The organism is Spirillospora sp. NPDC049652 (assembly GCF_040675125.1).
Taxonomy (GTDB): domain Bacteria; phylum Actinomycetota; class Actinomycetes; order Streptosporangiales; family Streptosporangiaceae; genus Spirillospora.
This window is the reverse complement of sequence record NZ_JBFAOF010001388.1, coordinates 1-1441: the sequence shown is the minus strand read 5'-3', so window position 1 is coordinate 1441 and position 1441 is coordinate 1. Positions and strand designations below refer to the sequence as shown.

Sequence of the window (1441 nt, the reverse complement as noted above, 5' to 3'; positions counted from 1 at the left end):
CGGCGCGACCGTGTCGGGCCGCCCGGCGGAGCTGCCCGGCGTCGAGCAGATGATCGGCCTGTTCATCAACACCCTCCCGGTCCGGGTCCGGTTCCGGCAGGACGAGCCGTTCGGCGCGCTCGTCGAGCGGCTCCAGGAGGAGCAGACCGAGCTGCTGCCGCACCACCACCTCGGCCTCACCGACATCCAGCGGGCCGCCGGGACCGGCGGGGCGCTCTTCGACACCATGACGGTGCTGGAGAACTACCCGTTCGACCCGGCGAGCATGGAGGGCTCGCTGAACGGCGTCCGGATCGCCGGCGCGGACTCCTACGACGCGACGCACTTCCCGCTGTCGCTGGTCGCCGCGCCCGGACCGGACCGCATGGAGCTGCGCCTGCACCACCGTCCCGACGTCTACCCGGCGGAGGTCGCCGAGGCGCTGCTCGGACGGGTCCGGCGCGTCCTGGAGCTGTTCGCCGAGGACCCGGACCGCCCGATCGGCGCGCTCGCGCCCGCCGGGGACGACGAGCTCGCCCGGTTCGCCGCCTGGAACGACACGGCCGTGACGCCGCGCCCCGGCACGGTCGTCGACCTGTTCGAGGCACGGGCCGCGCGCACCCCGGACGACGTCGCGCTGGTCAGCGGCGACCTCTCCCTGACGTACGCGGAGCTGAACGCCCGCGCGAACCGCCTCGCGCACGAGCTGATCGCGCGCGGGGTCGGCGCGGAGGACCGCGTCGCGCTCGTCCTGCCCCGGACGCCCGAGATCGTCGTGGCGATCCTCGGCGTGCTGAAGGCGGGCGCGGCGTACGTGCCGGTCGATCCCGAGTACCCGGCCGACCGTGTCGCGTCCATGCTGGACGACGCCGCCCCGGCCCTCACCCTCACGCCCGCGCACGAGGCGTTCACCGCCGACCGTCCGACGACGGACCCGGCGCGGACGGTGTTCCCGGAGAACGCGGCGTACGTCATCTACACGTCCGGCTCGACGGGACGTCCGAAGGGCGTCGTCCTCCAGCACGCGGGCCTGCTCAACTACTACGACGCCCACCGCGTCCGGTTCTTCGAGCCGGTGGAGGCCGAGGCCGGAGCGGGCGCGCGGCTGCGGTTCGCGCACCTCGCCTCGTTCTCGTTCGACACCTCGTGGATGGGCCTCCTGTGGATGATCCACGGCCACGAGCTGCACCTCATCGGCGACGACGTCCGGCGCGACGTGGAGGCGTTCGCCGAGTACATCGCGTCCCGGCGGATCGACCTGGTCAACACCACCCCGTCGCACTTCCAGGCGCTCCGCGAGGCCGGGCTGCTCACCCATCCCGAGCACCGGCCCACGCAACTGCTCATCGGCGGCGAGGCGATCGGCGACGCGCTCTGGGACGACCTGCGCGCCCTCGACGGCGTGACCGTCCGGAACTTCTACGGCCCGACCGAGGCCACGCTCATCGTGTCGATCGTGGCC

The 1441-nt window shown here is 73.5% G+C and carries 1 protein-coding gene; it reads left to right on the top strand.

Annotated elements, in window-relative coordinates; genetic code table 11:
• Positions 1-1441, top strand: a 1441-nt coding sequence (locus AB0J52_RS40450) for an AMP-binding protein (protein WP_500188508.1), incomplete at both ends; no start/stop codon positions are given.